The sequence below is a fragment of the Luteimicrobium album genome (assembly GCF_030161555.1).
Taxonomy (GTDB): Bacteria; Actinomycetota; Actinomycetes; order Actinomycetales; family Cellulomonadaceae; genus Luteimicrobium; species Luteimicrobium album.
The window spans coordinates 817,635-844,313 of record NZ_BSUK01000001.1; the positions used below are offsets into that span (position 1 = coordinate 817,635).

The 26,679-nt window shown below is 72.7% G+C and carries 23 protein-coding genes, 1 tRNA gene and 3 pseudogenes; 16 read left to right on the forward strand and 11 right to left on the reverse strand.

Annotation, left to right across the window (positions count from 1 at the left end; genetic code table 11):
• Positions 1 to 104: 104 nt before the first annotated feature.
• A complete protein-coding gene (locus QQK45_RS04080; protein ID WP_284292170.1) occupies positions 105 to 1,103 on the forward strand; it encodes a metallophosphoesterase in 999 nt (332 codons plus the stop codon).
• Positions 1,104 to 1,110: 7 nt separating this feature from the next.
• Here the strand turns inward: QQK45_RS04080 and QQK45_RS04085 are convergent, their stop codons facing one another.
• Positions 1,111 to 2,382, reverse strand: a complete 1,272-nt coding sequence (locus tag QQK45_RS04085) for a TetR/AcrR family transcriptional regulator (RefSeq protein WP_284292171.1) — start codon at positions 2,380 to 2,382, stop codon at positions 1,111 to 1,113.
• Positions 2,383 to 2,674: 292 nt separating this feature from the next.
• On the opposite strand from QQK45_RS04085, the pseudogene QQK45_RS04090 reads away from it, so the two are divergent.
• The 3 genes and pseudogenes from QQK45_RS04090 to QQK45_RS04100 form a co-directional block, all read left to right on the forward strand.
• Positions 2,675 to 3,349, forward strand: a pseudogene (locus QQK45_RS04090) (MFS transporter); the annotation flags it as partial.
• Positions 3,256 to 3,816 carry an MFS transporter gene (locus QQK45_RS04095; RefSeq protein ID WP_284294942.1) on the forward strand — a complete coding sequence of 187 codons (561 nt, stop codon included), beginning with the start codon at positions 3,256 to 3,258 and terminating at the stop codon, positions 3,814 to 3,816. The pseudogene QQK45_RS04090 and the gene QQK45_RS04095, both read left to right, overlap by 94 nt.
• Before the next feature lie 10 nt (positions 3,817 to 3,826).
• The gene (locus QQK45_RS04100) at positions 3,827 to 5,632 is read left to right on the forward strand and encodes a glycoside hydrolase family 3 protein (protein WP_284292172.1); all 1,806 of its coding nucleotides are present in this window, start codon (positions 3,827 to 3,829) and stop codon (positions 5,630 to 5,632) included.
• A 69-nt stretch (positions 5,633 to 5,701) separates the two neighbouring features.
• On the opposite strand, the gene QQK45_RS04105 is transcribed toward QQK45_RS04100, so the two are convergent.
• Together QQK45_RS04105 and QQK45_RS04110 are read right to left on the reverse strand one after the other, a co-directional pair.
• Positions 5,702 to 6,547: an SCO4651 family lipoprotein gene (locus QQK45_RS04105; RefSeq protein WP_284292173.1), complete on the reverse strand. Its 846-nt coding sequence runs from the start codon at positions 6,545 to 6,547 to the stop codon at positions 5,702 to 5,704.
• Between the two features lie 701 nt (positions 6,548 to 7,248).
• Positions 7,249 to 7,437, reverse strand: a complete 189-nt coding sequence (locus QQK45_RS04110; protein ID WP_284292174.1) for a hypothetical protein — start codon at positions 7,435 to 7,437, stop codon at positions 7,249 to 7,251.
• Between the two features lie 122 nt (positions 7,438 to 7,559).
• On the opposite strand from QQK45_RS04110, the pseudogene QQK45_RS04115 reads away from it, so the two are divergent.
• From QQK45_RS04115 to QQK45_RS04125, 3 genes and pseudogenes are all read left to right on the forward strand, one after another.
• Positions 7,560 to 7,781: pseudogene (locus QQK45_RS04115) on the forward strand (GntR family transcriptional regulator); the annotation flags it as partial.
• A 167-nt stretch (positions 7,782 to 7,948) separates the two neighbouring features.
• On the forward strand, positions 7,949 to 8,719 hold the full coding sequence (locus QQK45_RS04120; RefSeq protein WP_284295144.1) for an aminotransferase class I/II-fold pyridoxal phosphate-dependent enzyme: 771 nt from the start codon (positions 7,949 to 7,951) through the stop codon (positions 8,717 to 8,719).
• Positions 8,719 to 9,081, forward strand: coding sequence for an aminotransferase-like domain-containing protein (locus QQK45_RS04125; RefSeq protein WP_348525148.1), 363 nt, complete (start codon positions 8,719 to 8,721; stop codon positions 9,079 to 9,081). The genes QQK45_RS04120 and QQK45_RS04125 overlap by 1 nt, the downstream gene beginning before the upstream one ends.
• Here the strand turns inward: QQK45_RS04125 and QQK45_RS04130 are convergent.
• Positions 9,067 to 9,924, reverse strand: coding sequence for an SCO4651 family lipoprotein (locus QQK45_RS04130; RefSeq protein WP_284292176.1), 858 nt, complete (start codon positions 9,922 to 9,924; stop codon positions 9,067 to 9,069). The two genes, QQK45_RS04125 and QQK45_RS04130, sit on opposite strands and share 15 nt — an antisense overlap.
• 235 nt (positions 9,925 to 10,159) lie before the next feature.
• On the opposite strand from QQK45_RS04130, the gene QQK45_RS04135 reads away from it, so the two are divergent.
• Positions 10,160 to 10,236 (forward strand) — tRNA-Pro (locus QQK45_RS04135).
• 88 nt (positions 10,237 to 10,324) lie between these two features.
• On the opposite strand, the gene QQK45_RS04140 is transcribed toward QQK45_RS04135, so the two are convergent.
• From QQK45_RS04140 to QQK45_RS04150, 3 genes are all read right to left on the reverse strand, one after another.
• The gene (locus QQK45_RS04140; protein WP_431310220.1) at positions 10,325 to 10,990 is read right to left on the reverse strand and encodes an NADPH-dependent F420 reductase; all 666 of its coding nucleotides are present in this window, start codon (positions 10,988 to 10,990) and stop codon (positions 10,325 to 10,327) included.
• Between the two features lie 35 nt (positions 10,991 to 11,025).
• Positions 11,026 to 12,528: an amino acid permease gene (locus tag QQK45_RS04145; protein WP_284292178.1), complete on the reverse strand. Its 1,503-nt coding sequence runs from the start codon at positions 12,526 to 12,528 to the stop codon at positions 11,026 to 11,028.
• An 88-nt stretch (positions 12,529 to 12,616) separates the two neighbouring features.
• Positions 12,617 to 13,657 carry a LacI family DNA-binding transcriptional regulator gene (locus tag QQK45_RS04150; protein WP_284292179.1) on the reverse strand — a complete coding sequence of 347 codons (1,041 nt, stop codon included), beginning with the start codon at positions 13,655 to 13,657 and terminating at the stop codon, positions 12,617 to 12,619.
• Positions 13,658 to 13,855: 198 nt separating this feature from the next.
• On the opposite strand from QQK45_RS04150, the gene QQK45_RS04155 reads away from it, so the two are divergent.
• From QQK45_RS04155 to QQK45_RS04180, 6 genes and pseudogenes are all read left to right on the forward strand, one after another.
• Positions 13,856 to 15,142 carry a sugar ABC transporter substrate-binding protein gene (locus QQK45_RS04155; RefSeq protein ID WP_284292180.1) on the forward strand — a complete coding sequence of 429 codons (1,287 nt, stop codon included), beginning with the start codon at positions 13,856 to 13,858 and terminating at the stop codon, positions 15,140 to 15,142.
• 75 nt (positions 15,143 to 15,217) lie between these two features.
• Positions 15,218 to 16,357 carry a carbohydrate ABC transporter permease gene (locus QQK45_RS04160; RefSeq protein ID WP_284292181.1) on the forward strand — a complete coding sequence of 380 codons (1,140 nt, stop codon included), beginning with the start codon at positions 15,218 to 15,220 and terminating at the stop codon, positions 16,355 to 16,357.
• A gap of 74 nt (positions 16,358 to 16,431) precedes the next feature.
• Positions 16,432 to 17,279 (forward strand): annotated as a pseudogene (locus tag QQK45_RS04165) (carbohydrate ABC transporter permease).
• Positions 17,276 to 19,297 carry a glycogen debranching N-terminal domain-containing protein gene (locus QQK45_RS04170; RefSeq protein ID WP_284292182.1) on the forward strand — a complete coding sequence of 674 codons (2,022 nt, stop codon included), beginning with the start codon at positions 17,276 to 17,278 and terminating at the stop codon, positions 19,295 to 19,297. Before QQK45_RS04165 ends, QQK45_RS04170 begins: the two are co-directional and overlap by 4 nt.
• Before the next feature lie 297 nt (positions 19,298 to 19,594).
• Positions 19,595 to 20,203, forward strand: a complete 609-nt coding sequence (locus QQK45_RS04175) for a hypothetical protein (RefSeq protein WP_284292183.1) — start codon at positions 19,595 to 19,597, stop codon at positions 20,201 to 20,203.
• Positions 20,200 to 20,943: a hypothetical protein gene (locus tag QQK45_RS04180; protein WP_284292184.1), complete on the forward strand. Its 744-nt coding sequence runs from the start codon at positions 20,200 to 20,202 to the stop codon at positions 20,941 to 20,943. Before QQK45_RS04175 ends, QQK45_RS04180 begins: the two co-directional genes overlap by 4 nt.
• 22 nt (positions 20,944 to 20,965) lie before the next feature.
• Here QQK45_RS04180 and QQK45_RS04185 read toward each other — a convergent pair whose 3' ends face one another.
• From QQK45_RS04185 to QQK45_RS04200, 4 genes are all read right to left on the reverse strand, one after another.
• Positions 20,966 to 22,102: a bifunctional 2-methylcitrate synthase/citrate synthase gene (locus QQK45_RS04185; protein WP_284292185.1), complete on the reverse strand. Its 1,137-nt coding sequence runs from the start codon at positions 22,100 to 22,102 to the stop codon at positions 20,966 to 20,968.
• Positions 22,103 to 22,188: 86 nt separating this feature from the next.
• Positions 22,189 to 23,106 carry a methylisocitrate lyase gene (prpB, locus tag QQK45_RS04190; RefSeq protein WP_284292186.1) on the reverse strand — a complete coding sequence of 306 codons (918 nt, stop codon included), beginning with the start codon at positions 23,104 to 23,106 and terminating at the stop codon, positions 22,189 to 22,191.
• Positions 23,106 to 24,638: an MmgE/PrpD family protein gene (locus QQK45_RS04195; RefSeq protein ID WP_284292187.1), complete on the reverse strand. Its 1,533-nt coding sequence runs from the start codon at positions 24,636 to 24,638 to the stop codon at positions 23,106 to 23,108. Before QQK45_RS04195 ends, prpB begins: the two co-directional genes overlap by 1 nt.
• A gap of 21 nt (positions 24,639 to 24,659) precedes the next feature.
• Positions 24,660 to 25,376, reverse strand: coding sequence for a GntR family transcriptional regulator (locus QQK45_RS04200; protein WP_284292188.1), 717 nt, complete (start codon positions 25,374 to 25,376; stop codon positions 24,660 to 24,662).
• A gap of 371 nt (positions 25,377 to 25,747) precedes the next feature.
• Between QQK45_RS04200 and QQK45_RS04205 the strand changes: the two genes are divergently transcribed.
• Both QQK45_RS04205 and QQK45_RS04210 read left to right on the forward strand, forming a co-directional pair.
• Positions 25,748 to 26,329 (forward strand): SDR family oxidoreductase, encoded by a 582-nt coding sequence (locus QQK45_RS04205; RefSeq protein WP_284292189.1) that lies wholly within the window; start codon positions 25,748 to 25,750, stop codon positions 26,327 to 26,329.
• A complete protein-coding gene (locus QQK45_RS04210) occupies positions 26,326 to 26,679 on the forward strand; it encodes a sigma factor (RefSeq protein WP_284292190.1) in 354 nt (117 codons plus the stop codon). Before QQK45_RS04205 ends, QQK45_RS04210 begins: the two co-directional genes overlap by 4 nt.

The following is a 26,679-nucleotide window of genomic DNA, read 5'->3' on the forward strand; positions in this document are numbered from 1 at the left end:
GCAACGGCAACGGCGACAAGTCGGGCAGCGACAGCGGCGGATCCGGTGGTGGCAGCACGTCGAGCCCCGGCAATGGCGACAAGCACGGCGGGGGCAAGTAGCCGGTGACCACGGGACGACGCGCGCTCGGCGCGCTGGGGCTCGTGGCGGCGTCGGAGGCGGCTGGGCTGGGGTACGCGCTGTGGGAGGCGCGCCAGTACACGCTGCGGGACAGGACCGTCCCGGTCCTGGCGCCGGGCCAGCCCGACCTGACGATCCTCCACTTCTCGGACCTGCACCTGGTCCCCAGCCAGGCGGACAAGATCGCGTGGGTGCGAGACCTGGCGGCGCTGCGCCCGGACTTCGTCGTGGACACGGGCGACAACATGGCGCACCGCGACGCGCTGCGACCGTTGCTGCACGCGCTCGAACCGCTTCTCGGGACGCCCGGCGCGTTCGTCATGGGTTCGAACGACTACTACGCGCCCATGCCGAAGAACCCGGCGCGGTACCTCAAGCGGGACGCTCGCAAGGGGCCCGTCGTCAACCCGCCGAACCTCCCGGCAGCCGCCCTGGCCGCGGCCCTGCGGGGAGCGGGCTGGAAGGACCTGACGAACCGGCGCGACGTCGTCGACCTGGACGGCCGGCCCGAGGGCGCCGCGCGCCGGATCGAGCTGGTGGGCGTCGACGACCCGCACCTGGACCGCGACGTCTTTCCGCCCCGCGTGCCGGCCGAGCTGCTCCACGACGCGTGGACCGACGCGCCCGGCTCTGACTCGCCGCCCGACGCCGAGCCCCTCGTCCGGCTCGGGGTGACGCACGCGCCGTACGCGCGGGTCCTCGACCAGATGTACGACGACGGCGCCGAGCTGATCCTCGCCGGCCACACGCATGGTGGGCAGCTCTGCGTCCCGGGCTACGGCGCGCTCGTCACCAACTGCGACGTCGACCGCGAGCGCGCGAAGGGCCTCCACGGCTGGCCGGGGGCCCGCCCGGACACCCCGGCGGGTGCCGGCTCGACGTGGCTCAACGTCTGCGCGGGGCTCGGCACGAGCCCCTACACGCCGGTCCGTTTCGCCTGCCGCCCTGAGGCGGTCCTGCTGCGGCTCACCGCCCGCGCCTGAGCGCCCGTCAGGGGCGGGGCGGCAGCACGTCCGCGACGTGCGCGGCGAGGTGCGCGCCGACGTCGAGCGTCCGGTCGTACATCCACTGGATCTGCAGGCCGTCCCAGAGCGCGACGAGCCAGACCGCCTCGTCGACCGGGTCGCGGTGCGCGGGCAGGTCGCCGTCGGTCTGCGCCGCCTCGAACACACCGGTGAACGCGTCGAGCGTGCGTCTGTAGCGCCGCCGGAAGTAGGGGTGGGCCGGATGGTCCGACGCCGTCGCCTCGCACGACAGGACCGCGTACACCTCGACCAGCCCGGGCTCGTCGGCCGCGTTGGACCGGGCGCCGTCGGCGATCGACTCGAGCAGCTCGCGCGCCGATCCCGCGGACGCGAGGGCCACCGAGTCGGCGATCTGGGCGTCGCGCGCGGTCAGGACCGCGCCCAGCAGGTCCTCCTTGGACGCGAAGTGGTGGAACAGCGTCGACTTGGACACCCCGACGCGCTCGGCGACGTCCCGCATGCTCGTGTCGCCGTAGCCCACGGCGGCGAACAGCCGCGTGGCGTCGGCGATGATCCGCGCCCGCCGTTCGCGCCCCTTCGCATACCCCTCGACGACGTCGTCCTCGGCGACGAGTCCGACCGCCGGGAGCGGGGCAGGGGCGTCGGGACGGGGTGCGGTGGCGGCCCCGAAGCCCGGCGGCCACGCCAGCAGCGTCTCGTGCCGGGCGAGCGCGGGGACCACCTGGACGCATTCCGGGAGGTAGAGCTGGAGGAGCTGGAGCCCGTCCCAGGCGGCGGTGAGCCGGAGGGCCTCCGCACGCAGGTCGCGTCCCGCCCCGACCGTCCCCTCGGACTGCGACCAGGCCAGCCAGTCCGTCGCGACGCTCACGATCTCGGCGTACCGGGCGCGCATGCGCTCGTGGGCGGGGTGCGTCGCGACGGCGGCCTCTCCCGCGAGCGCCGAGAACAGCTCGAGATACCCGGGTCGCGCGGCGTTGCGTTCGGCGATCGTGACGACCCCGAGGCCCTCGGAGACGTCCGCGGGAGCGTCGAGGTCGATGCTGCCGTACCGCTCGACGACGGCGAGGAGGATCTCGTCCTTCGACTCGAAGTGACGGCGAACGGCCTGGTGGGACAGCCCGACGGCGGCGGCTATGTCGCGCAGGGAGGTCGCCCGGTAGCCGGGGGTGACGAAGAGGTCCTGGGCGGCGTCGAGGATCGCGCTCCGCGTGACGGCGCCGCGCGCGCTCCGTGGAGCGTGTCGCTCGCCGGTCGGTGCTGCTGCCTCCGTCGCCACACCTGTGATGTTACCAAGAGGTCGGGCTTGTGTTACCGATCGGTCGGGATGTGCTGGTACCGTCAGACCGCGACGCTGCGCACGCACCCGCAGCACCGGACGAAGGAACCACCATGACGACGACGTCTCCCCACACCCGGCCTACGCCGACCCCCTGCCGACCGACCCCGTGTCGGCCGGCGCCACCGCTCCCGGCGGGGCACCCGAGCGCACACCTCGGGGCTACGCCCCGGCCCTCGCGAGCGCCAACTTCGGCGTCTACCTCGCGCTGCTCACGCCCGTCCTGGTCTCGATGGCGTTCAAGATCCAGCACCTCACGTCGACCGACTCCGAGGCCTCGAGCCAGCTCGGCCTCGTGCTCGGCGTGGGCGCGTTCTTCGCGCTCGTCGCGAACCCGCTGGTCGGGCGGCTGTCCGACCGCACGATGTCCCGCTGGGGCATGCGCCGGCCGTGGATCCTCGGCGGCGCGCTCGTCGGGCTCGGCTCGTTCGTCCTGATCGGCGCCGCCACCTCGGTGTGGGTGGTGCTGGTCGGGTGGTGCCTCGCTCAGACGGCCATGAACGCCCTCCTCGCGGCCGCGAACGCGACCCTGCCCGACCAGGTGCCCGTCGCGGGCCGCGGCAAAGTCTCGGGGATCGTCGGGATCACCACCCCGATCGGCATCCTGGCCGGCAGCTTCCTCATGAACTTCATCTCGAGCGACCTCTTGCGGTTCGTGGTCCCGGCGCTCATCGCGACCGTCCTGGCGGTCGTCTTCGTGGTCCGCCTCCAGGACCGCGTCCTGGCCGAGAAGCCCGCGCAGCGGTTCACCGTCCGCCAGTTCTTCGGCTCGTTCGTCTTCGACCCGCGCAAGCACCCCGACTTCGGGTGGACGTGGCTGACGAAGTTCCTCATCTTCTTCGGCTACGCGGGCGTCGCGACGTACCTGCCGTACTACCTGCAGGACGACTTCGGCCTCAGCGAGGACAAGACGATCTCGACGATCCTCGTCGCCAACGTCGCGTCCATGGCCGGGATGATGATCTCGAGCCCCTCGGCGGCGTCCTGTCCGACCGATTCGGCAAGCGCCGGCCGTTCGTCGCGATCGCCGGGCTCGTCATGGTCGTCGGGCTCGCCGTCCTCGCGTTCGCGCCGAACATCGGCACGCTCGTCCTCGCGGAGGCGATCATCGGCTTCGGCGCCGGGTCGTTCCTGTCGGTCGACCTCGCGCTCGCCACGCAGGTCCTGCCCAACCCCGACGACACCGCCAAGGACCTCGGCGTCCTCAACATCGCCAACGCCCTGCCGCAGTCCATCGCCCCGGCGATCGCCCCCGCGATCCTCGCCGTCGGCAACGCGATCGGCCTCGGCGGCTACACCTTCTGGTACCTCGTGGGCGCGGTCGTCGCGCTCGCCGGTGCCGTGCTCGTCTACCGCATCAAGGGAGTGAAGTGAGATGACCACCATGCCCACAGCCGCCACCGCCGCTGAGACACCCGTGTCCGACGACGTCGCCGGGCCCGCGCGCCCCTGGCTCGACGCCGGCCTTCCGGTGGCCGAGCGGGTCGAGCTCCTGCTCGACGCGATGACCGTCGAGGAGAAGGCCGGGCTCTTCTTCCACACGATGATCACGATGAGCCCCGACGGCGAGCTCGCCGAGGCGAACCCGCAGTTCGGCCTCCCCTCGAACCGCGAGTACGTCGTCGACAAGCAGATGACGCACTTCAACCTGCTCAGCGTGGCACCCGACGGCCGGACGATGGCCACCTGGCACAACAGGCTCCAGGAGCTCGCGGCGTCCACCCGCCTCGGGATCCCGGTCACGATCTCGACCGACCCGCGGCACTCGTTCACCGACAACCCGGGCGCCGCGCTCATGGCCGGCCCGTTCTCCAAGTGGCCCGAGCCGCTCGGCCTGGCCGCGACCCGCGACGCCGAGCTCGTCCGGCAGCACGGCGACGTCGCCCGCCGCGAGTACACCGCCGTCGGCATCCGTGTGGCCCTGCACCCCCAGGTCGACCTCGCGACCGAGCCCCGCTGGTCGCGCGCGCTCCAGACGTCCGGCGAGGACGCCGACCTCACCGGCGAGCTCGGCGCCGCCTACGTGCGCGGGTTCCAGGGCGAGACGTTCGGGCCGGGCTCCGTCGCGACGATGGTCAAGCACTTCCCGGGCGGCGGCCCGCAGAAGGACGGCGAGGACCCGCACTTCGCCTACGGGCGCGAGCAGGTCTACCCCGGCGGGAAGTTCGACCTGCACCTCGAGCCGTTCAAGGCCGTGTTCGCGGCCGGCGCCCGCCAGGTCATGCCCTACTACGGCATGCCGGTCGGCACCGAGCACGAGGAGGTCGGCTTCGGCTTCAACCGGTCCGTCCTGACCGGCATCCTGCGCGAGCAGCTCGGCTTCGACGGCATCGTCTGCACCGACTGGGGCCTCGTCACCGACGCGGAGATCTTCGGCACGCCCTTCCCTGCGCGGGCGTGGGGCGTCGAGCACCTCACCCCCGAGGAGCGGATCGTCAAGATCCTCGACGCCGGCGCCGACCAGCTCGGCGGCGAGTCGTGCGTCGAGCTGCTCGTGGGGCTCGTCCGCGACGGCCGGGTCACCGAGGACCGCCTCGACGTGTCCGCCCGCCGCCTGCTACGCGAGAAGTTCGAGCTCGGGCTCTTCGAGAACCCGTACGTCGACGTCGAGGCGGCGGCCGCCGTCGTCGGCGCGCCCGAGCTCGTCGCCGCGGGCGAGGCCGCGCAGCGCGCGTCCGTCACGGTCCTCACCAACGCGGGCGGCGTCCTGCCGTTCGCGCCCACGACCAGGCTCTACGTGGAGGGCGTCGACCCCGAGGTCGCTGGCCGGTACGGCACGGTCGTCGCGACGCCCGCCGAGGCCGACCTCGCGATCCTGCGCGTGCAGGCGCCTTACGAGGACCGCGGCTCGGTGTTCGAGAACTTCTTCCACGCCGGCTCGCTCGAGTTCACGGGCGAGGTGCTCGACCACGTCCGCGAGGTCGCCGCCGCGGTGCCGACGGTCGTCGACGTGTTCCTCGACCGGCCGGCGATCCTCGCGCCGGTCGTGGACGCCGCGGCGTCCGTCGTCGCGACCTGGGGCGTGAGCGGTCCCGCGCTGCTCGACGTCCTCAGCGGTGCCTCACCAGCCGGCGGCCGGCTCCCGTTCGACGTCCCCCGCTCGACCGCGGCCGTCGACGCGTCACGCCCCGACGTCCCGTTCGACACCGCGGACCCGCTGTTCCGCTTCGGTCACGGCCTCACGCTCTGACGCCGGTCAGTCGACCGCCGTGCCCCGGCTCGTCACCCCGTACGGGTGGCAGGCCGGAGCGCGTCCGCGTCAGCTCTCGAGCGCCGTGAGCGAGTCGATCCCACCGGGGAGGATGTCGCTCTTCGGCGGCGCGGCGATCGTGACCGGCTCGCCCCAGTGGCTGAAGGTCACCCGAACCTGCGTCCCGGAGACGTCGGACTCGATCTTTCGGACGAGATCGTCGTCCCCGATCCAGTAGGTGTAGGTGACGGACTTCGGCAGGTTCGCCGCCGCCGCACCGATCTGGTTCTTCAGTGCGGCACCGATCTTCGCAGAGTCGACGGTCACCGCGTACCGCTGCGCCTTCACACCGTCGATAGTCTCGAACGAGCCGCTCGGCTCGAGCGACGTGACAGCGCCCTTGAGCGCCTCGACCTGCTGCGTGGGATCACCGCCGTCGAGCAGACCCTTGAACTGGGAGGCGATCGGATCACTGGCGTCAGAGGGATCGAACTCGATCCACTTGCCGTGAGAGGCCTCGCCGACGTTCATGTAGACCAGGCCGTCGGCGGTCCTCACCCTCATCTCCGAGAGCGTGCCCGGCATGTTCACCACCTCGTCCATGGCGATCGACGAGCCGCCCATGTCGACCGAGCCGTGCACGCTGATCTGCTGGCCCGCTGCGACGGTCATCATGTCCAGCTCGACGGACTTCATCGCATGCTGCGCGGCCGTGAGACGCACGGAGAAGTTGTCAGCGGTGAGAGCGGTCGTCGCCGCCGTGCCGCCACCGGCGGCCGGGGTCTTGCCGTTCACCGACGCGGCCGATGACGCCGCAGGGGACGCGCCGTCGTCGGTGTTCCCGGCGCAGCCGGCGAGGGTCAGCGTCGCGCCGAGCGCGAGGGCAGTCAGGCCGTAGAAGGAACGACGACGCACAGGGACCTCCGGGGAAGCACGGAGCGGAATGGTCGTCACACCCTACCGGCGCGCAGCCCCAGGCCCAGGCCGGCACCCACGACCGCGACACCGACCCACACCCCGCCGCTCGAGGCACCGAGCCCGCCACCACCCCGGCCAGCGCGGCGGACACGGGAGCGATCCCCGTGAGCAGCCCGGCTCGGTCGGCGCCGAGCGCACCGACCGCGCCGTACCAGAGCACGAAGGCGGCGGCCGTCACGAGGACGGCCAGGAAGGCGACGGCGGCGAGGTGGCGCGCGTCGAGCCGGGAGGCCGCGGCCCAGCCCTCCGCCGGCACCGCGAGCGCCGCGAAGAGGGCTGCGAAGAGGGCTGCGCCGATCCAGACGGCGTGGAGGGACACGCCCCACGCGCCGTGCCTGCCGAGCACGGGGACGGCGAGCAGCGTGAAGCCCCCTCGCAGGCGAGCGCGACCACCGCCCAGCCCACCCCGACGGCGTCGGCTCGTCCGGTCCCTTCCACCACCACGGCGCCGACGGTGACGACGACGGCGGCCAGCACCACCCGGGACCGCGGCCTGCGGTGCTCCAACAACGGGCCGACGACGCCGAGCAGCACGGGTGCGCAGGCCACCGCGACCGCGAGCACGGCGGGCTCGGCGTGGGCGCTGCCGCGAACGAGGGCGACGTTGAACAGCACGAGGCCGGTCGCGGCGACCGCAGTCAGCCAGACCCATTCGACGCCCCGGGGCCGGACGACCCGGACCCCCGGACCCGGGCCACGAGGAGCAGCACGACCGCCGCAGCCGCGTACCGCAGCGCCTGCGCCGTGAACAGCGGTGCGTCGACGAGGACGTGCGAGACGGCCGCACTCCCTCCGACGAACACCATCGCGACGGCGCCCGACGTCACCGGCCCGAGCCGTCGCCGGCCGCGAGGAGGTGTGTCGGGCGACGTCGCCCGCCCAGGGGCGGCCGACGTGGGGGCCGGTGCTCTGCGTGGTCACGCTTCGAGCCTGCGGGCAGGATGGACCGGTGAACAGGTCCAAAGACGCGCCCGCGGACTGGTCCAATGGTGCGACGGACTTCCTCCAGCTCGACCGGTCCGCCGCCCGCCCCGGCGATCTCGCGGGCTGGCTCGCCGCGGCGGTCCGGGAGGCGGTCCTCGACGGGCGGCTCCCCGCAGGTGCGACCCTCCCCGCGACCCGCACGCTGGCCGCCGAGCTCGGCGTGGCCCGCGGCACGGTGACCGAGGCCTACCGCCGGCTCGAGGAGACCGGCGAGGTCGAGGGCCGCGGACGGGCAGGGACCGTCGTCGTCGGTGCCGCACGGCCCCCGCGGACACCTCGGGGCCGCCGCAGCCGAGGCCGCGCGCGCTCGCGGCTCGGGGACCGGCCGACGACGCCCGCGCATGGCACGGCTCCGTGTTCGACGAGCTGCGCGCTGCGCATGCGGAGATCGAGCTCGCACCCGGCGTGCCCGACGTCGCCGCCTTCCCCCGCTCCGCCTGGCTGCGCGCGGAACGTCGTGTGCTCGCCGACCTTCCGGCGAGGGCGCTCGCGTACGGCGACCCGCGCGGCGAGCGTGCGCTCCGGAGCGAGGTCGCGGCCTGGCTCGCACGCTTCCGGGGCCTGCGGGTCGACCCCGAGCTCGTGGTCGTGGTGGAGGGCGTCGCTCAGGCGCTCTCACTGCTGGCCCGTGTCCTGCAGGCAGCAGGACACGGCACGGTCGCCGTCGAGGACCCGGGCTCACTCGGTGCGCGCGAGCTCCTGACCTCGTGGGGTCTCGCCACCCCACCCGTCGGGGTCGACGACCGCGGCCTCCGGGTCGACGAGCTGCGACCGACCGGGGCCGACGTCGTGCTGACGACCCCCGCGCACCAGTTCCCCCTCGGGGTCGTGCTCGACGGCGGCAGGCGACGTGAGCTCGCGGCCTGGACTGCGGGCGGCGGGCTCGTCATCGAGGACGACTACGACGCCGAGCACCGTTACGACCGTCGCCCCGTAGCCGCCGTCGCGGCCACTCTCCCCGGCTCGGTCTTCTACACCGGCAGCGTGTCGAAGCTCCTCGCCCCGGGGCGCTACGGCTCGGGTGGCTGGTCGTCCCGCCGCGGTGGCACGAGGCCGTCGTGGAGGCGAAGCGCCAGACCGACCTCGGCAACCCGGTCGTCCCGCAGCTGGTTCTCGCTTCGCTGATGCGCTCCGGCGAGCTCGAGCGGCACCTGCGGCTCGCCCGTGCACGGTACCGTCGCCGTCGGGACGCCGCGGTCGCCGCCTTCGCGCGCGAGCTGCCCCGCGCGCGGGTGCACGGGGCAGCCGCGGGCCTGCACCTCACCGCGACGTTCGACGACATACCCGGCCTCGACGACGTGGCATTGGCGCGCGCCGCCCTGAACCATGGCGTGGCGCTCCATCCGCTCTCGTGGCACCGTCTGCGGCCGGAGACGCCGGGCGTCGTCCTCGGCTACGGAGCGACGGGGGCACGCAGGGTCGACGAGGGAATCAGCCGACTGGCTCTCACCGCCCGACAGCTCCGGTCGGCGTCAGCCGGCCGCTGACGACAGCGCGCCGAGACCGCCCGGCAGCAGCTCGCTCTCGGCCGGAGCCTTGACCTCGACCGGAGCACCCCAGTCGGAGAACTTCATCTCGACGTCGGAGCCCGCCACCGATGTCGAGACCTTGCGGACGAGGTCCTTGTCGTCGACCCAGTACTTGTACGTGAAGCTGTCCGGCACCGCGGACCCTGCCGCGTCCAGCTGTTCCTTGGCCTCGCCGGTCACCTTGGCGGTGTCGACGACGAGGTCGTACTCCTGCGCCTTCACGCCGTCGACCGTCGCCGGCGCGCCGATCTTCTTGACCGAGGTGATGGCCTTCTTGAGCTGGTCGACCTGCGCCGCGAGGTCGGTGCTCTGCGCGGTCGACCCGAACTGCACGGCGAGCGGGTTGCTGGTGTCGGACGGGTCGATCTTGATCCACTTGTTCTTCGATGTGGCCCCGAGGTTCATGTACATGAGTCCGTCGACCATGCGGATCTCGAAGCCCTTGCCCGCAGCGGTGACCTTCTCGGTGGCCTCCGGCGTGGAACCGGTCATCTTCATCGCGCCCTCGACGGAGATCTTCTGCCCGGCGGCCGTCGTCGTCATCGAGATCTTCGCCGTCTTCGCATCCCGCATGGCGGTCGCCGTGCGCTCGGCGAAGTTCTCCGCAGTGAGGTCACCGCCCGAGCCCGCTCCCGCTTCGGACTGGTCGTCCGCGTTCGCGGCGGCGCTGGGGGCCGTCGTGTCCACCGAGGTCGTGGCGGCGTCCGAAGCGGCCGCGGCGGACGGCGCAGAGCTCTTCGGCGAGTCGCTGTCACCACCCGAGCAGCCGGCGACGGTGAGCGCGGCAGCGACCGCAGTCACGACCAAACCGGAAAGGGGACCACGACGCACAGCTACCTCCAGGCGAACTCCGAGTGGGTTGACACGAAGATATCGTGCCGCGAACCGACTCGTCTGCTCCTGGTCCGCTGTCCGCGGTCGAATCACCCGCGATTCGCCCGTCGGAGCGAATTTCGCGGAGCGGTCACGCGTCGGCTATCCTGAGCAGGCTCCGGAAGCGGTTCGTCGTTCGCGACGCGCGCCCGGCGCACGACCTCGGGGTGTGGCGCAGCTTGGTAGCGCGCCTCGTTCGGGACGAGGAGGTCGCAGGTTCAAATCCTGTCACCCCGACCAGCCGGAAGGCCCGGAACCGCAACGGTTCCGGGCCTTCTGCCGTTTCCCGCGCCGTCCGGTCCGGTGCCGACGACGCGGCGCGGCCGGCTCAGCGCGGCGCGCGGAACTGCTCGGGTCGCTCGCGCGGGGCGTCGGCGAGCGCCCGCACGACGCCGTCAGCGTCCAGGTCCGCCCCGTACACGGGCGTCCCAGGCTGCTGGCGCCACGACTCGGCGAGCGGGCCGGCGTCGACGGGGTCGAACCCCAGCGCGTCGACGACCTCCGAGACGAGCCGCCTCCCGGCGTCGTCGTCGCCCGCGATCGGCAGGGCGATCCGGCCCTCGGTCCCGGGCGCGGTGCCGCGGTCGCGCAGGTGCGTCCAGTTGATGCCGTTGAAGATCTTGAAGACCGGTGCCCCGATGACGGACGACACCCACACGCTCTCGGGGACGTCGGGGTCCTCGATGCCGTCGATGCGCCCGTCGCGCTGCCAGTAGTAGTTGTTCGTATCGATCACCGGTGCGTCCGGGCGCCGCGCGTCGACGATCCCCGGTGCGAGGTCCGGTACGGCCCGCTCGGGGATGCTGATGATCACCAGCTCGGCGTCGTCGGCCGCGTCCTTCGCCCAGACGGGCGTGGCGCCCGTCTCCGCCGCGAGCTCGGCCAGCGTCTCGGGCGCGCGCGAGTTCGCGACCCGCACGTCGTGCCCCAGCGCGGTCAGCTTCCGCGTGAGGGTCCCGCCGATCTTGCCTGCTCCGATGATGCCGATCCGCATGATGCGCTCCTTCTCGTCGAGGTCACCTCCTGCAATCACGACAGGCGCGGCGATGTTCCGATCGGAGCGTCCTCGCTCTCGGCCTCGTCGGGCACGCGCGAGTGCCGCCGCCCGTACCAGAAGTAGACGACGAAGCCGATCGCCATCCAGACGAGGAACCGCAGCCACGTCTCGACCGGCAGGTTGAGCATGAGGTAGAGGCACGCGAGCACGGACGCGATCGGCAGCACGGGCACCCACGGGACACGGAACGCACGGTCGAGGTCGGGCCGGGTGCGCCGGAGCACGATGACCCCGATCGACACGACGACGAACGCGAACAACGTGCCGATGTTGACGAGCTCGGCGAGCGCCGAGAGCGGGATGAACGCTGCCAGCACCGCGACGACCGCGCCGATGAGGATGGTGATCCGGTACGGGGTGCGGAACGTCGGGTGGACGGCGGCCAGGCCGCGCGGGACGAGGTTGTCGCGCGACATCGCGAACAGCACGCGCGACTGCCCGAGCATGAGGATCATGACGACGGTCGTGAGGCCCGCGAGCGCGCCGATCGTGATGATCGTGGCGGCCCAGTCCGCGCCGACGGCCTTGAAGGCCTGGGCGAGCGGCGCGTCGGGGTCGAGCTCGGAGTACTTCTGCATGCCGACGACGACGAGCGACACCCCGACGTACAGCGCCGTGCAGATGACGAGCGACCCGATGATCCCGCGCGGCACGTCGCGCTGGGGCTTGCGCGTCTCCTCGGCGGCGGTCGCGACGACGTCGAACCCGATGAACGCGAAGAACACGATCGCGGCTGCGGTGAAGACCCCGACGATCCCGAAGTTCGCGGGCGCGCTGCCGAGGATCGTCTGCCAGAGCGTGGCCTGGAGGCCGGTGGTGCCGGGGGCGGGCTTCGACGGCGGGACGAAGGGGTGGTAGTTGGCGGCCTTGACGAAGAACAGGCCGGCGACGATGACGAAGAGCACGATTGCGACCTTGATCGCGACGATCACCGAGTTGACGCGCGCGGAGAGCTTCACCCCGAGCACGAGTACCACCGTGAGGACCGCGACCACGAGCAGGGCGGGCAGGTCCATGAACGCGTCGTCACCGCCCGCGATCGAGGTGGGCAGGTGCCACCCGATCGTGTCGAGGAGGCTCGAGAAGTACTGCGACCAGCCGACTGCGACCACCGCCGCACCGAACGCCATCTCGAGCAGCAGGTCCCAGCCGATGATCCACGCGACGATCTCGCCCGACGTCGCGTACGCGAAGGTGTACGCGCTGCCGGCGACGGGCACCGTCGAGGCGAGCTCGGCGTAGCACAGGGCCGCGAGCCCGCACACGATCCCGGCGACGACGAAGGACAGCGCGACCGCGGGGCCGGCGTGCTCCTTGGCCGCGAGGCCGGTGAGCACGAAGATCCCGGTCCCGATGATCACGCCCACCCCGAAGACGGTGAGGTCGAGGGCGGACAGGTCACGTTTGAGCTGGTGCTCGGAATCGTCGGCGTCGGCCATCGACGCCTCGACGGACTTCGTGCGGAAGACGCTCATGGCACTCCTTCGAACCGCGCCGGTCGACGGTGTCCTGCCGTTCCACTGTCACGCGGACGCCTGACGTCGGCAAACGCTCGGCGGCGCGCTACGCGGGGGCGACCTGCAGCTCGCGGGGCACGAGCCGGGGTTCGAGCAGCCGGTGCCGCGGGTCGCCGACGGGCTCGCCGTCGTGCCGGACCCGCCCGCCGTGCGCGCCGGTGAGGAGCTCGAGGACGCCGGTCGCAACCTGCTCGAGCGGCTGGTCGACGCTCGACATGCCGATCGACGCGGCGACGGGCGTGTTGTCGTACCCGATCACGGGGTACCGGCCGCGCGCGGCGAGCAGCGCGCCGAGGGCGAGCGAGTCGCTCGAGCAGACGACGCCCTCGACGGCGCCGCCGGTCGCCGCCTCGACGGCTCGCAGCGCCTCCGCCCCGTGCGGCACGCCCTCGGGCGTCCGTGCCTCGAGGGCGTCGAGCTCGTCGTCGTCGAGGCCGGCCTCTCGCATGGTCTCCCGCCAGCCGGCGTGCCGGTCGTCACCGGTGCCCGACGGGCTCGGCCACCCGACGTACGCGATCCGGCGCAGCCCCTCGTCGAGCAGGTGCCGCGTCGCGGCCCGCAGGCCGGCACGCCCGTCGACGTCCACCCAGAGGTGCTGCGGGTCCTCCATGTCGTCGACGCCCCACGGCCGGCCGAAGGTCACGAACCGCTGCCCGTGCTCGATGAGCCACTCGGTGCGGGGGTCGCCTTCGAACGTCGAGGTGAGGACGAACGCGTCGACGTCGGCACCGTCCGAGAGGCGGCGGAACTGCGCGATCTCCTCCTCCGGCCCGGCCGCGGTGAACAGCATGACCCGGAGCCCGAGCGCGTCGGCCTGGGCGGTGAGGGCGTGGAGGAACCGGTCGAGGACGACGCCGGAGATACCGTCGGTCATGGGGTCCAGCCGGATGCCGATGGTCGAGCTCTGCTGGGTGCGCAGGCGCCGGGCCGAGGCGTGCGGGCGGTAGCCGAGCTCGGAGACGGCGGCGAGGACGCGCTCGCGCGTCTCGGGCCGCACGACGTCGGGGGCGTTGAGCACGTTGGAGACGGTCTGGCGCGAGACGCCGGCCGCGGTGGCGACGTCGGACACCGTCGGCAGACGGGTCATGCGGGCCTCCCCTCGGCGCGCGGATGGATCGTTCAAAGACGCGCCCACCCTAGCGCCGCCGCAACCGGTTGACACCGTCGGACGACGCTGCCTACGGTGGCAGGCATGGGCATTTGATCGATCAAACCCACCGGGGTGCCCGACGGTTTGATCGATCCAAACTCCACCACCGGTGCCCACCCGAACGAGGAGACAACGATGCAACGAAGCACCTCGCGCTGGCTCGGCGGCTGCGCCGTCGCCGCGACCGCCGCCCTCGCCCTCAGCGCCTGCGGGTCCGGATCCGGGTTCAGCGGGAACGATGACACCACCGGCGGCAGCACCGGTGGCGCGACCTCGACCGCGAACCTCACGTCGTCCGACAGCGCCCTCACCGTCATGATCGGCTCGAGCGGCGACGCCGAGGCCACCGCGGTGAAGAAGGCCGTCTCGGACTGGTCGGCGTCGTCGGGCACCAAGGCGAGCGTCGTCGCGGCCACCGACCTCAACCAGCAGCTCGCCCAAGGCTTCGCGGCCAAGAAGCCCGCCGACGTGTTCTACCTGTCGACCGACGCGCTCGCCGGCTACGCCTCCAACGGCTCGCTGCTCCCCTACGGCGACCTGCTCCAGAACAAGGCGGACTTCTACCCGTCGCTCGTGAGCTCGTTCACCTACCAGGGCCAGCTCTACTGCGCACCCAAGGACTTCTCGACGCTCCAGCTCGTCATCCGCGACGACGACTGGAAGGCCGCCGGGCTCACCGACAAGGACTACCCGAAGTCCTGGGACGACCTCGAGGCCCTCGCCAAGAAGCTCACGACCGGCAAGACCGTCGGCCTCAGCACCAACGGCGAGTACGCCCGCATCGGCGCGTTCATGGTCCAGGCCGGCGGGAACCTCATGAACGACGACTCGACCCAGGCCACCGCGAACAGCGACGCCAACGTGCAGGCGCTCACCTTCGTCAAGAAGCTGCTCGACGAGGGCGTCTACAAGTACGCGAAGGAAGGCCTCGGCGAGGGCGACGGCGGCCAGGCGCTCGGCTCGGGCAAGGCCGCGATGACCATCGAGGGCAACTGGGTGACCGGCGAGCTGAAGAACGACTTCCCGGACGTCAAGTACACCGTCGTCCCGCTGCCGTCCGGCCCCGCGGGCCAGGGCACCCTCCAGTTCTCCAACTGCTGGGGCATCGCGAAGGACAGCCCCAACCAGGCGGCCGCCCTCAAGCTCGTCGAGCAGCTCACGTCGACCGACGACCAGCTCGCGTTCTCGAAGGCGTTCGGCGTGCTGCCGTCCATCCAGTCCGCGGCCGACGCCTGGAAGACGGACAACCCGACGCTCGTCCCCTTCCTCGACGGCGCGAACTACGCGAAGGGCGTCCCGACCGCCAAGGGCGCCTCTGACGTCGTCGCCGACTTCAACTCCCAGCTGACGAACCTCGCGAAGAGCGGCCCGAAGACGATCCTGGACACCGTCCAGAAGAACCTCGAGGCGCTCGGCCCGTAACGAGACCACCGGACGGCGGTCGGGCCGGGCACTCCGCCCGGCCGCCCCGGTTAGGACACGTCAGGAAGGCACGTCATGACGACGACCGCTCCGGCCCTGCGCCGTCGCCACGGTGGGATCCACCGCGGCGAGGCCGCCTCCGGCTGGCTCTTCACCGCCCCGATGATCGTGCTGCTCGGCCTGTTCCTCGTGATCCCCGTGCTCATGGCGCTGTGGGTGAGCTTCTCGGACTGGAACGGCAACGGCAGCCCCTTCGCGTCGGGCGTGAGCTTCGTCGGGACCGACAACTACCACGCGATCCTCGCAGGCGGCGGGCTCGCCGAGCAGGACTTCGGCACCGCGCTGCGCAACAACGCCTGGTACGTCGTGCTCGTGGTCCCGCTGCAGACCGCGCTCTCGCTCTACCTCGCGGTCCTCGTGGACCGGCGGATGCTGCGCGGCCGCGGGTTCTTCCGCACGGCGTTCTACTTCCCGTCCGTGACGAGCTCGGTGGCGATCACGGTCCTGTGGCTGTTCCTGTTCAGCGCGAGCGGGGCCGTCAACCAGGTGCTCTCGTGGTTCGGCGTCCACGGGCCCAACTGGTTCAGCGACCCCAGCGGCGTGATCCACGACGCGCTCCAGCCGCTCGGCGTCGACCAGGGCCCGGCCGCGCTCACCCAGCACGGCTTCCTGGGCGTCTCGTGGTGGGACTGGATCGGCGGCCCGTCCGTCGCGATGACCGCCTTCATCCTCATGGCGATCTTCACGACGAGCGGCACGTTCATGCTCGTGTTCCTCGCCGCGCTGCAGAACCTGTCGTCCGAGGTCACCGAGGCCGCGATGGTCGACGGCGCGAACGGCTGGCAGCGGTTCTGGCGCATCACGCTCCCCCAGCTCCGGCCCACGCTCTTCACCGTGCTGACGCTCGGGCTCATCGGCGGCTGGCAGATCTTCGACCAGATCTACACCGGCACCCAGGGCGGCCCCGCGAAGACGACGCTGTCGCCCGCGTACCTGTCGTACCAGACTGCGTTCACCAACCAGCAGTGGGGTCAGGGCGCCGCGATCGCGTTCATCCTGTTCGTCATCATCGTGGCATTCACGCTCCTGCAGCGCTGGGTGCTGCGCGAGCGCGGGGTACCGCGCCGCAAGCGGTTCGGACCCGTGACGCCCGGCCCCGCGACCCCCGGTGCGACCCCTGCCGCGCCCGCCACCGCCTCGGAGGTGACCCCGTGACCACGGCGACCGAACCCACCCCGACCCTCGCGACGTCGTCGGGCGGCGGGAAGCGGACCACGAAGCCGCCGCGGCTGCGCGGGCGCGGGACCACGCCGGGGCGCCTCGCGGGACGGTCGTTCCTCTACGCGGTGCTCGTCGTCACCGCGATCGTGTACATCTTCCCGTTCCTCGTGCAGATCGCGACGTCGTTCAAGACCAACGCGGACGCGACCGCGCACCCGCTGTCGCTCGTCCCGACGACGTGGACCACGGCCGCGTACCACGACCTCTTCCAGAACTCCGACTTCCCGACGTGGTTCAAGAACTCGGTGATCGTCACCCTGTTCGTCACGGCGGGCCGGGTGTTCTTCGACTCCTCGCCGGGTACGCGCTCGCGCGGCTGCCGTTCAAGGGGCGCAGCGTCGTGTTCGCCGGGCTGCTGGCCGTGATGAGCGTGCCCGCGGTCGTGCTGCTGATCCCGAAGTTCCTCGTGCTCAACCAGCTCGCCCTCTACGACTCGTACGCGGGCATGATCCTGCCGCTGCTGGTCGACGCGGCGGGCGTCGTGATCATGAAGGGCTTCTTCGAGTCCATCCCCGCGAGCGTCGAGGAGCAGGCGCGGATCGACGGCGCCGGGACGTTCCGGGTGTTCTGGTCCGTCGTGCTGCCGATGGCCCGGCCCGCGCTCGTGACGATCATCATCCTGTCGTTCCAGGGGTCGTGGAACGAGCTGTCGCACTTCATCGTGTCGGCGCAGAACCCGGCCCTCACGACGCTCACCAAGGGCGTCGCGTCGCTCACCGCCGGCCAGCTCGGGCAGGGCAACCAGTACCCGCTCAAGCTCGCCGCCGCGCTCATCATGACCATCCCCGTCGCGGCCGTCTTCTTCGTGTTCCAGCGCCGGATCATGAACACCAGCGAGGGGGCGGTCAAGGAATGAGCACCCGGCCCGACGACGACCCGACCGCCACCACTCCGAGGAGAACCCCGCCCGTGCCCGACCCCCGCCCGCTCCAGCCCCTGCTCCACGACAGCGTCGTCCTGCTCGCCGCGCCCAGCCAGGCGTGGTCCGCCGACGACGGCGACGCGGGGACGCGCGCGATCCACGGGTTCTACCACTCCGACGTGCGGGTGCTCGACCGGCTCGCGCTGACCGTCGGCGGGGCCGGGCTCGAGGCGATCGGGCACGCGCTCGTCGACGCGGGGACGGCGACGTTCACCTCGCTCGCGCGGGCCGTCGACGACCACACCGCCGACCCGCGCGTCCGGGTCGTGCGGCGACGCGTCGTCGAGCCGGGCGCGCTGCGCGAGGACGTCACGCTCGAGAACGCACTCGATGGGCCCCTCGTCACGACCCTCGAGCTCGTTGCCCGCGCCGACCTCAGCCCCATGCACCTCGTCAAGGCGGGGCTCCCGGGCGGCGCCGGACAGGCCCGGCCGGACGTCGTCGTGCGCGACGGCGCCGCGCACGTGGACGGCGGCGGCGTGCGGGCGACGCTGAACGCACCCGGGGCGCGGGTCGAGGCGACCGGGCCGGACGTCGTCGTGCGGTGGGACGTGACCGTGCCCGCGCACGGGACCGCCCGCGTGGGGTGGCGGCTCGACGCCACGGACGACGACGCGGTCGTCGGGCCCGACCCGGCCGCCGCGGACGCCTGGGACGACGCGCGGGTCACCGGCGGCGACCCCCGGCTCGCGGCCTGGGTCGATGCGGCGCTGCGCGACCTGCGCGGGCTGCGCATGGTCACCGTGGACCGCCCGGCCGACGTGTTCCTCGCGGCCGGCGCGCCGTGGTTCTTCACGCTGTTCGGACGGGACTCGCTCTGGGCGGCGCGCATGCTGCTGCCGTTCGGGACCGAGATCGCCGCAGGCACCTTGCGGGTGCTCGCGGGCCTCCAGGGCACCCGTGACGACGCCGCGACCGGCGAGCAGCCGGGCAAGGTCATGCACGAGCTCCGCCCGCGCACCCAGACCATCCCCGGCGAGGGCGTGACCCTGCCGCCGCTCTACTACGGCACGGTCGACGCGACCGCGCTGTGGATCGTTCTGCTCCACGACGCCTGGCGCTGGGGCCTGCCCGACGCCGAGGTCGAAGCCCTCCTGCCCCATCTCGAGGCCGCGCTCGCCTGGATGCGCGACCACGGCGACTGCGACGGCGACGGGTTCCTCGAGTACGTCGACACGACCGGCCAGGCCCTCGCCAACCAGGGCTGGAAGGACTCCGGCGACTCCATCCAGTGGCGCGACGGCACGCTCGCCGAGGGGCCCATCGCGCTGTGCGAGGTGCAGGGCTACGCGTACGAGGCCGCCGTCGGCGGCGCGGCGCTGCTCGAGCGGTTCGGCCGCCCGGGCGCCGCCGCGTGGCGCGAGTGGGCGACCCTGCTCAAGGAGCGGTTCGCGGCCGCGTTCTGGGTCGACGACCCGGCCGGCCCCTACCCGGCCGTCGCGCTCGACGTCCACAAGCGCCGCGTCGACTCCCTGACCAGCAACATCGGGCACCTGCTCGGGACCGGGATCCTCGACCCCGACGACGCACGGCTCGTCGCGGCGCGGCTCGCCTCGCCGCCGCTCGCGGGCGGGTACGGGCTGCGCACGCTCTCGTCGGACGACGCCGGGTTCTGGCCGCTCAGCTACCACGGCGGGTCGGTGTGGGCGCACGACACCGCGATCGCCGTCACCGGGCTGCGCCGCGAGGGCTTCGTCGACGAGGCGGCCCGCCTCGCGCGAGGGCTCGTCGACGCCGCCGAGGCGTTCGGCTACCGGATGCCCGAGCTCCACGCCGGTGACGCGCGGACCGACGTCCCCGAGCCGCTCCCCTACCCCGCCGCGTGCCGGCCGCAGGCGTGGTCGGCGACGGCGTCCGCCGCGGTCCTCGGCACGCTGCTCGGGCTCGACGTCGACGGGGCCGGGGAGCTCGTCGCCGACCCCGTCGGCGGCGTCGGGGGTCGCACGGGCTGACCGTTCAGGGCCTCCGCGCCGGGGGCCGGGCAGTGCGGGTCCGCGTCGAGCCGGACGAGGCGGTGCACGTCGAGGAGGTCGGCCCGGCGTAGCAACACCCACCACCACAGCCCGGCCCCCGGTCTGCCGAGCTTGCCCGAATTGGAGTGAAGTTCGGGAGCTGGGCGGTGCATCGGCGGGGGCGCTGTGGTGGTCGGTGCCGCTACGACAGACCGAGAGCCCGACACGGGCGCCGCTAGGGTGTCCCGGTGATCGCCAGCTCCTCGTTCTGACCGCCCGACCGCCCGGAGACCCACCGTGACCACCACCCCCGACCCGCTCGCCGGAGACGTCCCGACCGAGCCCGCGCCCCGGACCGGCTGGCGCCGGTTCACGCCGTGGCTCGCCGCGCTGCTCGCCGTCGTCGTGGTGGTCGGGTGGCAGGTCGTCTCGCGCAACCCGTCGCTGGAGGCCGAGGGCACGACGTGGAGCTCGCCCACCACCGTCACCTGTGGCGATCGGGGCGTCTCCCTCCACGCGTCCGACGACGAGAACGTCACCGACGGGTCGCCGCTCTACGCGGTGCTCGTCCGGAACGCCTCGCAGTTCCCCGTCAAGCTCTCGACAGACTCACCGGCCGGTTTCCGGGTGACGTTCAGCGGAGTCGTCGACGCGCAGGCGCCCCGAGGCGAGGTGCCGAAGGCCACGACCGACACGCTCTCGCTGCCCACCGGACAACTCGCCTACCTGGTCGTCTCGGCTGCGTCACCGCTCCCCGAGACGCTGGACGGCGGGGGCACGGTCGCCGAGCAGGTCAAGCTCCACACCACCACCCTCGGCACGACGACGTCGCAGTCGTTCGAGCTCCCCGACCAGGTGATGATCTACGCAGGCGACACACCACCCCAGGGATACAGCTGCTCGTGAGCCGTAGAAGCGGCCGTGGGGACGGCACCGTCGAGGTCGTCGTCGAGCCCGACGACGGCGGCACACACGCGGATCCGCCCCCGCGCCGGGTCAAGCACCCGTGGCGCTGGACGACGGCGCTGGTCGTGGTCGTCGCCCTGCCCCTCGGCGCCGTGCAGTGGCAGCGGCTGGGACGTGAGGTCGACGTCGTCGACGCGGGCCTGGGCTGGACGTCCGGCTTCACGCTGAGCTGTTCGGGCGGCAGCCAGTCGATCGTGCACTGGGCGGCAGATCACGACAGCACGGGCGATCCGGCAGATGCAGCGAGCCTCGGTGACGAGCCGCAGGACATCGTCACGCTCACGAACATGGGCGCCCGGACGGCAACTCTCCGCCTCGCGGACCCGGCGTTCGGGGCGTTCGAGCGTCACGTCGTCGTCGGGACCGCCCCAGGCGCCCCGAGCCCGGACCGGGTCGCGACGGCGGATCACGTCGTCGTCCCGGCGGGCGCGAGCGCGCGACTCCGGCTCGTGACGACGGGGCCGACCGTGACCGGCGCACGCGGCGGCTCCGGGCTCGTCTGGGTGTCGTCGGTGGTCCTGCGGGTCACGACTCTCGGCGTCACGACGACCCGCGAGGTACCGCTGACGACGCGGATCGCGGTGCTGGGGTCGGTCGACTCGGGCCGGTCCTCGAACGAGACGGACACTGGGACGCCGTGGCCGTTCGCCGACGACCTCTGCGGCCCGCCGACCGACTGACCCGGACCGCCCGACGAGCGGCTCAGCGCTCCGGCACCTCGCGCTGGTCGGGCCCGGAGTACGCGGACAGCGGCCGGATGAGCGCGTTGCTCGCGTGCTGCTCCATGACGTGCGCGGTCCACCCGACGACGCGCGACGCGACGAACAGCGGCGTGAACGTCGGGGTGTCGAAGCCCATGACGTGGTAAGCGGGGCCGGTCGGGTAGTCGAGGTTCGGCAGGATGCCCTTGCGCTCGGTCATCGCGGACTCGAGCGCGTCATAGAGCTCCGCGAGGTCCTGGCGGCCGGTGTGCTCGAGGAGCTCGTCGAGGGACGCCTTCATCGTGGGGACGCGCGAGTCGCCGTGCTTGTACACGCGGTGCCCGAAGCCCATGATCTTGCGCCGCTCCGCGAGCGCCTCGTCGAGCCAGGTCTCGGCGCGGTCGGCGGTGCCGATCTCCTCGAAGGTCGCCATGACGGCCTCGTTGGCCCCGCCGTGGAGCGCGCCCTTGAGTGCCCCGACGGCGCCGGTCACGGCCGAGTGCAGGTCCGACAGCGTCGACGCGATGACTCGTGCCGTGAACGTCGACGCGTTGAACGAGTGCTCCGCGTACAGGACCATCGACACCTCGAAGGCCCGCACCACGACCGGGTCGGGCACCTCGCCGAACGTCAGCCACAGGAAGTTCTCGGCGTACGTGAGGTCGTCGCGGGGCTCGACCTCGTCGAGCCCGTGCCGACGGCGCTGGTCGAGCGCGACGACGGCGGGCAGCACGGCCCACAGCCGCAGCGCCTTGGCCTGCTCGGCCTCGGGCGAGGAGTCCTCGGCGTGCGGGTCGTTCGCGCCATGCACGGAGACCGCGGTGCGGACGACGTCCATGGGGTGGCACGTCGTCGGGAGCGCGAGGACGGCGTCGCGGACCACCGATGCCAGGGCGCGCGACGCCCGCTCGGTGGCGGTCTGCTCGGCGAGCTGCGCCGTCGTCGGGAGCTCGCCGTGCCACAGCAGGTAGGCGACCTCCTCGAACGACGCGCGGGCCGCGAGGTCCTGGACCGGGTACCCGCGGTAGAGCAGGGAGTTGGTGTCGGGGTTGACCTTGGAGATCGCGGTCTCGTCGGCGATCACGCCGACGAGACCCTTGCGGATCGCGGGCGGGTCGGCGGGGGTGGTGGTGCTCATGGGTGGTGGTCACTCCTTCGTGGTTCCCGGGTTGTCAGAACGAGGTGCCTGGATACGGGACCCTCGTTCTGACAACTCGCAGGGGGTCAGGGGCGGTAGGTGAAGATGCTGGTGTCGAACGTGTTGTAGCCGGCGTAGTCGATCAGCTCGTACAGCCGCGCGCGGGTCTGCATGCCGTCGACGAGGCCGGTCTGCGTGCCCTCGGCGGCGATCTCCTCGAGCCCCCGCTCGACGGCGCCCATCGCGATCCGCAGGAGCGTCACCGGGTAGATGACCATCCGGACGCCAGCGTCGGCGAGCTGGCGCGTCGTGAAGAGCTCGGACTTGCCGAACTCGGTCATGTTCGCGAGCACGGGGACGTCGACGGCGGACGCGACGGCCTCGAACTCCTTCAGGTCCTTCATGGCCTCGGGGAAGATCGCGTCCGCGCCCGCGTCGACGAGGGCCCGGGCCCGGTCGACGGCGGCCCGCATCCCGGCCTCGCCGTCGAGCGACCCGCGCACGTCGGTGCGGGCCATGACGAGGAAGCTGGGGTCGCGGCGGGCGTCGGCGGCGGCGCGGACCCGCTTGAGCGCGGTCTCCAGGTCCACGACGGACTTCCCGTCGAGGTGACCGCATCGCTTGGGGTTGACCTGGTCCTCGATGTGGCAGCCCGCGAGCCCGGCGTCCTCGAGCTCCTGGACCGTGCGCGCCACGTTCATGGGCTCGCCGAACCCGGTGTCGGCGTCGACGAGCGCGGGCAGGCTCGTCATGCGCGCGATCTGCCCGGAACGCTGCGCGACCTCGGTCAGCGTCGTCAGGCCGATGTCGGGCAGGCCGAGGTCCGCGGACAGCACGGCTCCCGAGACGTACACGCCGTCGAAGCCCTTGTCCTCGATGAGGCGCGCGGACAGCGGGTTGAACGCGCCCGGGAACCGCAGGACGCGCCCCTCGCTCCCGGCCGCAGCGAGGGCGTCACGGAACGCGACCCGCTTGTCGGACGCCGTCGTCGTCGCGTACAGCATCAGTTGCCTCCCAGCTCGAAGAGCCCGCGCGGGCTCGGGACGGACTCCAGCACGCCGGGCGCCGCCACGACGGTCAGCTCGCGCAGCTCGCCGGCCGCCAGCTCGGGCAGCCGCTGCGCGAGGTCGAGGAACCGCTCGACCTCCTCGGGCTCGACGAGCCCGTCGGCGAGGGTGCGGAACTTGCGGACGTAGTCGGCGCGGGCGAACGGGCGCGCACCCAGGGGGTGGGCGTCGGCGACGGCGAGCTCGCGGACGATCCGGCCGCCGTCGGCGAGCTCGATCTCGACGCGCGCGCCGAACGCCTTCTCGGCCGGGTCCGTCGCGTGGTACCGACGGGTCCACTCGGCGTCCTCGGCGGTCGTGACCTTCTGCCACAGCTCGACCGTGTCGGGACGCGCGGCGCGCTCGGGTGCGTAGGACACGACGTGGTGCCAGCCGCCGTCCTGCAGGGCGACCGTGAAGATGTACGGCACCGAGTGGTCGAGGGTCTCGCGGGACGCCTTCGGGTCGTACTTCTGCGGGTCGTTCGCACCCGAGCCGATGACGTAGTGCGTGTGGTGGCTCGTGTGGATGACGACCCGCGCGACGTTCGCCGGGTCCGCGAGGTAGGGGTGCTCGGCGTGCAGCGCACGGGCCAGGTCGATGAGCGCCTGGGCCTGGTACTCGGCCGAGTGCTCCTTGGTGAACGTGTCGAGGATCGCGGTCTTGGGTTCGCCCACGCCCGGGAGCGTGACCTCGTACGACGCGTCGGGGCCGTCGAGGAGCCAGGCGATCACGCCGTCCTCGCCCTCGTAGATGGGCTCGGGGCTGGTCTGGCCGCGCATCGCCCGGTCCACGGCCTCGACCGCGACCTTGCCCGCGAACGCCGGGGCGTAGGCCTTCCACGTGGAGATGCGGCCCTTGCGCGACTGGCGGGTCGCCGTCGTCGTGTGCAGGGCCTGGCCGATCGCCTGGAAGATCACCTGCGCCGGGAGGCCCAGCAACGTCCCGATGCCCGCGGCCGCCGACGGCCCGAGGTGCGCGACGTGGTCGATCTTGTGCGCGTGCAGGCTGATGGTGCGGGCCAGGTCGACCTGGATCTCGTAGCCCGTCGCGACGCCGCGCACGAAGTCGCGACCCGACGTCCCCGCGTGCTGCGCGACCGCGAGCACCGGCGGGATGTTGTCGCCCGGGTGCGAGTACTCGGCGGCGAGGAACGTGTCGTGGAAGTCGAGCTCGCGCACCGCGACCCCGTTCGCCCAGGCCGCCCACTCAGGGCTCGTGCGGGTGGTCAGCGGGCTGCCGAACACGGTCGCGCCCGGCACGTACGGGTGGGCGAGCGCCTGCCCGCGGGCCGCGACGACGGGGGCGCGGGTCAGGCTCGCGACCGCCACCGACGCGTTGTCGATGACCCGGTTGATCACCATGTCCGTCACCTCGGGGGTGACCTCGACGGGGTCGGCGGCGAGCTCCGCGAGCTTCCAGGCGAGCTGGTCCTCGCGGGGCAGGTCGTCCGCGCTGGGGTGCACGCGGACGGTGTGGGTGGTGGGCATGGTGCCTCTCTTCCGGTGGTGCTAGAGCCTGGGGTCGTCGGGCGTCGTGGTACGCGCGAGCGCGCGGGTCGCCATCGCGGCGCTCTGGTCGATGTGGGCGCGCATCGCGTCCTCGGCGGCGTCCGGGTCGCCCCCGACGACGGCGCGCGCCACCGCGCGGTGCTCGTCGACGTGGGCGGTGGTCCCGACGCGCTCCCGGGTGGCGAGCGTGCGGTAGCGGTCCACGTGGCCGCGGATCTGCCGGAGCAGCGCGGCGCACAGCCGGTCGTCGGCGAGCCGCTCGACGACGGCGTGGAACTCCGCGCCGATCCGCAGGACCTCGTCGTCGTGGTCGCGGACCGCGTCCATGAGCTCGACGAGCCGGACCAGGCGGGCGACGTCCGCGGGGTCGGGGGCACCGTCGTCGGGCGCTTCGGCCATGGAGCCGGCCACACGCTCGGCGGCACGGCGCGCGAGCAGCCCCTCGAGCCGCGCCCGGACCTCGTAGACCTGACGGGCGTCGGCGACGTCGAGCGGCGCGACCCGCACCCCGCCCGTCGGCTGCTCGACGACGAGCGTCTCCGCCTCGAGCCGGCGCAACGCCTCGCGCACGGGGGTTCGCGACACCCCGAGCCGGGCCGCGAGCGCAGGTTCGGAGAGCCGCTCGTCGGGCGCGAGCGTGCCGTCGATGATCTCGGTCCGCAGGGCGTCGTAGACGGCCCGCGCCCCGGACTGCCGGGGGCTGAGCGTCGTCGTCATGAACCCATCCTCGCACGGTGATGTGCACGTGTATACAACAGGCGATGCCGGAATCTTCCCGCATCGCGTGCGGGATTCTTCGCCACCACCATCGTTCACGCGCCCCCGATGTCACACGGGCCGGGGCTGCGTCGTCGGAAGGGCATGGACACCACCGACACCACCACCAGCACCGCTCGGCCCTCCACCGGGGGCACTCGCACCCTCACCGTCGCCGTCGTCGGCGGCACCGGGACGCTCGGCCGCCAGGTCGCCGCGGTCCTGCGTGCCGCCGGGCACGACGTCCGCCCGCTCTCACGCCACTCCGACCACCCCGTCGACCTCCTGACCGGCCGGGGCTCGCCGCCGCGCTCGCGGGCTGCGACGTCGTCGTGGACGCTGCGAACGCGGGCGGCACCAAGCGCGCCTCCGGGACGCTCGTCGACGGCACCGAGCGGCTGCTCGACGCCGAGGCCGCGGCCGGGGTCGGGCACCACGTGTCGATCGACATCGTCGGGTGCGAGGCTGTGCCCATGGCCTACTTCGAGCTGAAGACGGCCCAGCAGCACCTCGTCGAGTCCGGCCCCGTCCCGTGGAGCACCGTCAGCGCGACGCAGTTCCACGAGTTCGCGGTGGCGACCCTCACGAGCTACACCCACCTGGGCCTGACGTTCGCGCCGCCCATGCGGGTGCAGCCGGTCGCGTCCGCCGAGGTCGCGGCGGTCGTCGCAGGGGTCGCCCAGCGCGCGTCGTCGGGCACGCGGACCGTCGTGACCGGACCCGAGGTCCGCGAGCTGCGCGACCTGGCGCGGGCCTGGAAGCGCGGCACCGGACGGCACTCGCTCGTCACGCCCGTCGTGCTTCCAGGCGCGGCCGGGCGCGCGCTCCGTGACGGGGCGCTCACCTCGGACGAGGCGGACGTCATCGGACGCACGACCTTCGAGCAGTGGCTCGCGAGCGACGGACGCGCATGAGCGACGACGACCTCGCGCACGCCTTCGAGGCCGAGCGGCCGCGCCTGCTCCGCCTCGCGTACACGACGACGGGCTCGTGGTCGGACGCCGAGGACTGCGTCCAGGAGGCGTGGCTCCGGCTACGACGCACCGACACCGACGCGATCGAAAACCTGGCGGCGTGGCTCACGACGACGGTCGCGCACCTCGCGCTCGACGTGCTGGGTTCCGCGCGGGTCCGGCGCGAGCGGTACGTGGGCACGTGGCTGCCGGAGCCCGTCGTCGCGCCGCTCGCGCCGTCGTCGGGCGGGACGGCAGCCGGCGCCGACGTGGCGGACCCCGCCGACCGCGTCACCTCGACGAGTCCGTGA